Below are 8,028 nucleotides of genomic sequence, written 5' to 3'. Positions count from 1 at the left end.
CACGGCGCGCCCCCTACCCCCCATGCGCTGGTTGACCATGACTGCCTGTGCTTCATGCTGGGCGAGGACGTGCACGACCGCTGGCGGTTCTGGGACGCGGCGGGCCAGGAGGCGCAGGTACGCGTACGCAGCCACAACGTGGCCAACGACGGCGATGCCGTGCGCCGCTGGGCGGTGCTGGGGCGCGGCATTGCCTACAAGTCGTACTTTGACGTGGCGCACGACCTGGCCGCAGGCCGTCTGGTGCCACTGTGCACCGACTGGACCACCGAGGCGGTCCCGCTGTTTTTGGTGGCCCCCAGCCGCAGGCAGCTCACACCGCTGGTGCGTGCGCTGCGCGACTTCGTGGCCGCGCGGTTAGAGGCGCTGCGGCAGCAAGGGGTCGCCTCCTGACTTTGGTCGGTAGCTGGCAGGGGGCAGAGGGAAGGGTGTGAGGCGCACCACCGGCCGCCAATCGGTGGTCCGGATTCAGCGAGTGCCCGGGGCGGAGCGGTTTTACGCTTTGGCTGGAGTGGGGCGCCCTGCCATCGCTCGCCCGGCTGGTGGCGCATCTGGCGCCCGGCACTTCTCCCCAACACCCAAAGGCATCTTCATGAATATCGTTCTTTTGCACGGCAGCTGGCACGGCGCCTGGTGCTGGCACAAAGTGGTTCCGCTGCTGCAGGCCCGGGGGCACCAGGTGCATGTGCCTGACCTGCCCGCCCATGGCCGCCACTGGCGGCTGGCACGCGGGCGCACCACGCTCTCGGCCATGGCGGCGCATGTATGCCGGGTACTCGATGCGCTGGATGGTCCAGCGCTTGTCGTGGCGCACAGCCGGGGCGGCATTGTGGCGTCCACCGTGGCCGAGCTGCGGCCCCACAAGCTGGTGGGCGTGACCTACCTGGCGGCTTACATGCTGCGCCACGGCGAGCGGGTGACGGACTTCTTCCGGCAGGACAAGGCCTCGCTGGTGGCGCGCCACATCCATGTCAGCCGCAGCACCTTGACCGACCACCTGGCGCCCGAGGCGTACCGCCCCGCGCTGTATGCCGATTGCTCGGAAGCCGACGTGGCGCTGGCCCAGACGCTGCTCACCCCCGAGCCTTCGCTGCCCGCACTCACGCGGCTTGCGCTGACGGCGCCGCGCTATGGCAGCGTGCCACGGCACTACATCGAGCTGACGCAGGACCGGGCCGTGACCATCGACCTGCAGCGCAAGATGATCGCGGCCTCGCCCTGCGCAACGGTGTCGTCCATCGACGCCAGCCACTCGGCGTATTTTTCGCAACCCCAGCGGCTGGCGGACACCGTGCACCAGATCGCCGGTTTTCGCTGAAGGGCACGGTATGAACGCGGCGGTGGCAGGGCTATCGCCCGCGCGACGCCGCCGGGGCGCCGGTGCGCCGCACAATGCGTCCCCCGACGGCGCATGCGCCGGCCTTCCCTAGAAAGACCCCGATGCTGAATTTCGACTTCCACAACCCCACCCACATCGTTTTTGGACAAGGGCGTATCGCAGACCTGGCCAAGCTCGTGCCCGCTGCGGCCAAGGTGCTGATCCTGGTGGGCGGCGCCAGCGCCGAAAAGACCGGCACCCTGGCCGAAGTGCGCACCGCGCTGGGCGAACGCCAGCACGCCACCTTCAGCGGCATCGAGCCCAACCCAAGCTACGAAACCTCCATGAAGGCCGTGGCGCAGATCCGCGAAGGCGGGTTCGACTTTCTGCTGGCCGTGGGCGGCGGCTCGGTGATCGACGCCACCAAGTTCATCGCCGCCGCCGTCCGTTTTGAAGGCGATGACCCCTGGGCCATCCTCGAAAAGCACGGCCGCAACGTCAAGGGCGCCATGCCGTTTGGCTCCGTGCTGACGCTGCCCGCCACGGGCTCGGAGATGAACAACGGCGGCGTCATCACCCACCGCGCCAAGGGCGCCAAGCTGGCCTTTGGCAGCGTGCACACCTACCCGGTGTTCTCGGTGCTCGACCCCACCAAGACCTACACCCTGCCGCCCCAGCAACTGGCCAATGGCGTGGTGGATGCGTTTGTGCACACGGTGGAGCAGTACCTGACCTACCCGGTCAACGCACCGGTGCAGGACCGCTTTGCAGAAGGCATCCTGCAGACCCTGATCGAGGTGGGCCCCCGCCTGCTGACGGCGCCTGAGCCCGTGTACGACGACCGCGCCAATCTCATGTGGACGGCCACCATGGCGCTCAACGGCCTGATCGGAGCGGGTGTGCCGCAGGACTGGGCCACCCACATGATCGGGCATGAGCTGACCGCGCTGCACGGCATCGACCACGCGCGCACGCTGGCCATCGTGCTGCCGGCGCTGCTGCACGAGCGCCGGGGCCCCAAGCGTGCCAAGCTGCTGCAGTACGGCGAGCGTGTGTGGGGCATCACCACCGGCACCGACGACGAACGCATCACCGCAGCCATCGAGCGCACGCGCGACTTCTTTGAAAGCATGGGCATCGCCACGCGCCTGTCGGGCTACGGGCTGGGCAGCGAGGTGGTGGACACCGTGGTCGCGCAGCTTGAAGCGCACGGCATGGTGACGCTGGGCGAACAGCGCGAGATCACCCCCGCCGTGAGCCGTCGCATCCTCGAAGCCGCGCTGTAACCCGTCGCGGGCGGGGAGGGCGGGCATGTACTTGCTCCTCCTGCTCGCCCCTCCTGCGCTGCAATTCGCGCCGTGCAGCGGCGTTTCGTCGCAGGGTGCTGGAGCCCGCCACTTGCGCCGCCTACAGTGCCGTCAAGCCGCCTCTCCGGGCGGCATTTGACGAAAGGCGCACTGTGACTCTTCTCCCCATCCTGGCCCACCGCTTTGCATGGCGCATGGCCCGCGTACCGCTGCTGGCAGCTCTCGTGGCACTGCTGGCCTGGACAAGCCCCGCATCGGCGCAGTATGCGGGCCTGCGCACCCTGGTCGTCCCCGGCGCAGAGCCCGTGACCGTGGCGTTGTACTACCCCACGCCCGCCGTGGCTCGCACCCTGCCCATGGGCCCCTGGCGGCCCGTGGTCACGCCGGGTGCCCCGGTGGCGGCCGCGCCCCTCAAGGGCCTGATCCTCATCTCGCACGGCACGGGCGGCCATGAACTGGGCCACCACAACCTGACCACGCGCCTGGCGGCCGACGGCTATCTGGTGGCAGCGCTGCGCCACCCGGGCGACAACTGGGAAGATCGGTCGATGATCACCTCGGGCCGCTACTTCAGCGAGCGCCCCCGCCAGGTGAGCCGCGTGCTGGATGCCCTGCTGGCCAGCCCCGAATGGGGCCCCCGCATTCCGGCTGGGCGCATTGGCGCCGTGGGGCATTCGGCGGGTGGCTACACCGTGCTGGCACTGGCCGGCGCACAGGCCGAACCTGCCCGTGCAGCACAGCATTGCCGCAGCGTGTCGGACGATCCCGGCTTTTGCAGCCTGGGCAAGCTCCCCGCCCGTGGCCAGACCGCCCATACTATCCAAGAGGCACCTGCGGCCGCCCCAGCGGCACCCACACAGGCCGGTGCCGCAGCGCTCGATGGCCCTCTGGTCTCGGTGGCAGACCCCCGCATCCGCGCCGTGGTGGCCATGGCGCCCATGGCGGTGGTGTTCACCCCCGAAAGCCTGAAGGCCATCGGCGTGCCGGTGCGGCTGATGGTTGCTGAGCGCGATGCCGTGCTCACGGGCAAGTACCACGGCGGCTATGTGGCGGCCAATTTGCCGTCCGCACAGGCGAGCACCGTGCCGGGCGCAGGCCACTTCGCCTTCATGGCCCAGTCCGTCTGGCCGCTGGCGTCAGACGCCGGAGACGCGGCTGCCAACCCGGAGGGCTTTGACCGGGTGGCCTACCACGCCACGCTGGAGAATGAGGTGGCGGAGTTCTTGGCGCGTCAGTTGCGCTGAGGGCCTATGGGGGCTGATGAGGGCGGCACTGTAAGCCAATGCCGCAAACTCGCACGTGCGGTGGTGCGACAGGCGTGATGGCTGTTAGGGTGGTGTTTTCTGTTTTTCAGACCAACGAAAGCGATCCCCATGGCACACATCCTCATGGTTCTAACGTCCCACGATCAATTGGGCGACACCGGCAAGAAGACCGGCTTCTGGCTGGAAGAGTTTGCCGCCCCGTATTACGTGTTCAAGGACGCGGGTGCGCAGATCACGCTCGCATCCCCCCAGGGCGGCCAGCCGCCGCTGGACCCCAAAAGCGATGATGAAAGCGCCCAGACTGATGCCACGCGCCGCTTCAAGTCCGACCCCGCCGCGCAACAGCAGCTGGCCAACACGGCGGTGCTGTCCAGCGTGAAGGCCGAGGACTTTGATGCCGTGTTCTACCCCGGCGGCCACGGCCCGCTCTGGGACCTGGCGGAAGACGCGCAGTCCATTGCCCTCATAGAAAAGACCTTTGCGGCCGGCAAGCCGCTGGCGCTGGTGTGCCACGCACCCGGCGTGCTGCGGCACACCAAGGCGCCCGACGGGTCGCCGCTGGTCAAGGGCAAGAAGGTCACGGGGTTTACCAACAGCGAAGAAGACGCGGTGCAGCTGACCCAGATCGTGCCGTTCCTGGTGGAAGACATGCTCAAGGCCAATGGCGGCGTGTATTCCAAAGGCCCCGACTGGGCGCCCTATGTGCTGACCGACGGCACGCTGATCACAGGGCAGAACCCTGCCTCGTCCGAGCAGGGCGCCCATGCGCTGCTCCAGCTGTTGGGGTGACTCCACAACGCACGGCCCTTGCCCATTGGCGGGGCCTGCGCGGAAGGGGGTGCAGGGATGAATTGTGGGAAAAATGGCCGCAGGCGCTAGTGGATATTGCGCTGGCAGCTATAAAATTAGTAGCGATTCGAGCTGCCTTCGCCAAGGTCAGACCGGGGTGTCTGCGCGGGCCTCTGCGGCGACCCCGTTGCCTGGCGTGCTGTCTGCGGCCACCTCCACCAGGCAGTCATAAAACGTCGGCGCCCGGCCCAGGTCGGTCAGGGCCTGGCTGGTGACCTCGTTCACGTTGGTGCCGTTCAGCCCCAGCTTGCGCCACCAGATGCCCAGGCCGTTGACCACGCCGGGCCGTGCGCGGCGCGACACGGTGGCGTGGCACAGGTAGCTGCCCCGGTCGTTGAACACGCGCACCACGGCGTCGTTGGCAATGCCGCGTGCTTCGGCATCGTCGGGGTGGATCTCCAGCACGGGGCGGCCCTCGATGTTGCGCAGGCTCTGCACGTTCACGAAGGTGGAGTTCAAGAAGTTGCGCGCGGGCGGCGAGATCATCGCCAGCGGGTAGCGGCTATCTGTGCCGGCGAGTTCGTAGTTGGGCAGGTGGTCGGGCAGGCCGTCCAGGCCCTGCGCGGCCAGGCGGGCGCTGTAGAACTCGCACTTTCCAGAGGGTGATGGGAAGTTGCCTTCGGCGAACGGCGCATCGGGCAGCGCCAGCGTGACAAAACCTTGTGTTTCGAGCAGCGCGTAGTCCACGGCATCGCCAAACGCCTGGCGGCACAGGACCTCGTCGCTGTCTGCAAAACAGGGATCGGTGAAGCCCATGCGCACCGCCAGGTCGCGGAAGATCTGGGCGTTGCTGCGGGCCTGGCCCTGCGGTGCGATCGCGGGGCGGTTGAGCAGCACGTCGGTGTGCCCGTAGCTCAGGTGCACGTCCCAGTGCTCCAGCTGCGTGGTCGCGGGCAGGATGTAGTCCGCGTAGTCGGCCGTGTCGGTGCGGAAATGCTCCAGCACCACGGTGAACAAATCCTCGCGCGCAAAGCCTTGCACCACCTTGCCCGAGTCGGGCGCTACGGCCACGGGGTTGCTGTTGTAGACCACGATGGCCTCCACCTTCGGGCCGAAGGCGGGCGATGCCTCGCGCAGCAGGTCGTCGCCGATGGTGGACATGTTGATGGTGCGAGGCGTCTTGCCAGCGGGCATCAGGTCGGGCCGCTGCAACACCGCACGCTGGGCCGGAAACTGCCCCGAGCTCGACAGCAGCATGCCCCCAGCGCGGTGGCGCCAGGCGCCCGTGAGCGCAGGCAGGCAGGCCACGGCGCGCACCGCATTGCCGCCGCCGCGCACACGCTGCATGCCGTAGTTCAGGCGTATGGCGGCGGGCTTCGTCGTGCCGTAGTCCTTGGCCAGCTGGCGGATCTGCTCCACCGGAATGCCGCACACCTCGGCCGCGCGCTCGGGCGGCCATTGCAGGGCGCGCTCGCGCAATGGCTCCCAGCCCAGCGTGTGGCGGGCGATGTAGTCGCGGTCCAGCCAGTCGTTCACGATCAGCTCGTGCATCAGCGCCAGGGCCAGTGCGGCGTCGGTGCCGGGGCGCAGGGCAATGTGCTCGTGGCACTTGTCGGCCGTCTCGCTCTTGCGGGGGTCAATGCACACCAGCCGTGCGCCATTGCGCTTGGCCTGCTGGGCGTAGCGCCAGAAGTGGAGGTTGCTGCCAATGGAGTTGCTGCCCCAGATGACGATGAGCTGCGACGCGGCAAAAAACTCCACCTTCATGCCCACCTTGCCGCCCAATGTCTGCACCAGCGCCTCGGCCCCGGCAGATGCGCAGATGGTGCGGTCCAGCTGCGAGGCGCCCAGCTGGTGGAAGAAGCGCCGGTCCATGCTTTCGCCCTGCACCATGCCCATGGTGCCCGCGTAGCTGTAGGGCAGGATGGCCTCGGGCGCGCGGGCGGCGATGGATTGCAGGCGCTGCGCGATGTCAGCCAGGGCTTCGTCCCAGCTGACCGGGGTGAACTGCCCGCTGCCCTTGGGGCCCGTGCGCTTGAGCGGGGTGAGCACACGCTCGGGGTGGTAGCTGCGTTCGGTGTACTTGCTCACCTTGGCGCACAGCACGCCATCGGTATGGCGGTGGTCGGGGTTGCCTTGCACGCGGGTGGCCACGCCGTGCTCGTCCACGGTGGTCAGCAGGGCGCAGGTATCAGGACAATCGTGCGGGCAGGCTCCACGCACCTGAATCGGCACAGATGGAGGGGTATTTGCGGCAGAAGGCGTGGGCATTCGGGGACTTGATCGTTAAACTGGCAATCAGGGTTGGAACGGGCATGCATAAGTTGCCGCAGTTCCAAGGAGGCTGCCTACCGGCAGCGCAGAGGGGCATGCCCTCCACTTCATACAAGAGCAGAGATTTCACCATGAACCACGCAGTATTGGGGCGCAGGCAGTTTTCGGTTGGCTTGGGGGCAGCGGCGATCGGTGGTTTTGGCCTGGCACGGGCCCAGGGCGAAGGCCGTATCGTGCTGGGGCAGTCCGCCGCCTTCACCGGGCCTGCCGCCCAGCTGGGCGTGCAGTTCAACCAGGGTGCCAAGCTCTTTTTTGACCAGCTCAACGCCCAGGGCGGCGTGGGCAAGCGCATGGTGGAGATCCGCACCATGGACGACGGCTATGAGCCCGAGCGCTGCGCCGAGAACACCCGCAAGCTGATTGCCGACGAGGTGTTTGCCCTGTTTGGCTACATCGGCACGCCCACCAGCCTGGCCGCGCTGCCCTTGTTCACCAAGGAGAAGGTGCCGTTTTTTGGCCCCTTCACGGGGGCCGAGGCGCTGCGCCAGCCGTTCAACCGGCTGATCTTTCATGTGCGTGCGTCCTATTACGACGAAACCGCGCTCATCGTGCGCCAGCTCACCAATCTGGGGCTCAAGAAGATTGCGGTGTTCTACCAGAACGATGCTTATGGCAAGGCAGGGCTCGACGGTGTGACCCGTGCGCTGGCCGAGCTGAAGCTGACCCCTGTGGCGACGGCCACGGTAGAGCGCAATTCCACCGATGTGAAAGCGGCCGTGGACAAGCTGGTGCCCGCCACGCCCGATGCGGTGGTGCAGATCACGGCCTACGCGTCGGCCGCCGCTTTTGTGCGCGCTGCGCGCAAGGCGGGCTTTGGCGGTACGTTCTACAACGTGTCGTTTGTGGGCACGCAGGCGCTGGCCGACGAACTGGGCAAGGACGGTGCGGGTGTGGTGGTGTCGCAGGTGGTGCCCTCGCCCTACCAGCCCTCACGCCAGATCACGCGCGAGTTTCTGGAGACCATCAAGAAGGGCGGCGACAAGGTGCAGCCCAACTACTCCAGCATGGAAGGCTA

Annotated in this window: 7 protein-coding genes; 6 read left to right on the top strand and 1 reads right to left on the bottom strand. The window is 67.6% G+C overall.

All coding sequences use genetic code 11. From position 1 onward, the window contains the following. The 5 genes from ISS20_RS21780 to ISS20_RS21760 all read left to right on the top strand — a co-directional run. The coding region (locus ISS20_RS21780; RefSeq protein ID WP_291439495.1) for a LysR substrate-binding domain-containing protein at nucleotides 1-393 on the top strand (393 nt) is incomplete at its 5' end. 199 nt (nucleotides 394-592) lie between these two features. Next, entirely contained in the window at nucleotides 593-1,318 is a 726-nt protein-coding gene (locus tag ISS20_RS21775) for an alpha/beta fold hydrolase (RefSeq protein ID WP_291439494.1), read from the top strand. A 122-nt stretch (nucleotides 1,319-1,440) separates the two neighbouring features. Further along, nucleotides 1,441-2,604, top strand: coding sequence for an iron-containing alcohol dehydrogenase (locus tag ISS20_RS21770; RefSeq protein WP_291439492.1), 1,164 nt, complete (start codon nucleotides 1,441-1,443; stop codon nucleotides 2,602-2,604). A gap of 173 nt (nucleotides 2,605-2,777) precedes the next feature. Continuing rightward, nucleotides 2,778-3,869 (top strand): hypothetical protein, encoded by a 1,092-nt coding sequence (locus ISS20_RS21765; RefSeq protein WP_291439490.1) that lies wholly within the window; start codon nucleotides 2,778-2,780, stop codon nucleotides 3,867-3,869. Nucleotides 3,870-3,998: 129 nt separating this feature from the next. Then, nucleotides 3,999-4,679: a type 1 glutamine amidotransferase domain-containing protein gene (locus ISS20_RS21760; RefSeq protein WP_291439488.1), complete on the top strand. Its 681-nt coding sequence runs from the start codon at nucleotides 3,999-4,001 to the stop codon at nucleotides 4,677-4,679. Nucleotides 4,680-4,826: 147 nt separating this feature from the next. Here the strand turns inward: ISS20_RS21760 and ISS20_RS21755 are convergent, their stop codons facing one another. Then, on the bottom strand, nucleotides 4,827-6,950 hold the full coding sequence (locus tag ISS20_RS21755; protein ID WP_291439487.1) for a molybdopterin oxidoreductase family protein: 2,124 nt from the start codon (nucleotides 6,948-6,950) through the stop codon (nucleotides 4,827-4,829). 134 nt (nucleotides 6,951-7,084) lie between these two features. On the opposite strand from ISS20_RS21755, the gene ISS20_RS21750 reads away from it, so the two are divergent. Continuing rightward, a partial coding sequence (locus ISS20_RS21750; RefSeq protein ID WP_291439485.1) for an ABC transporter substrate-binding protein occupies nucleotides 7,085-8,028 on the top strand: 944 nt, incomplete at its 3' end.

This window comes from Acidovorax sp. (assembly GCF_016783915.1).
Classification (GTDB): domain Bacteria; phylum Pseudomonadota; class Gammaproteobacteria; order Burkholderiales; family Burkholderiaceae_C; genus Acidovorax.
Note: the sequence above shows the minus strand (reverse complement) of the source record. Positions and strands in the feature narration are given on the sequence as shown.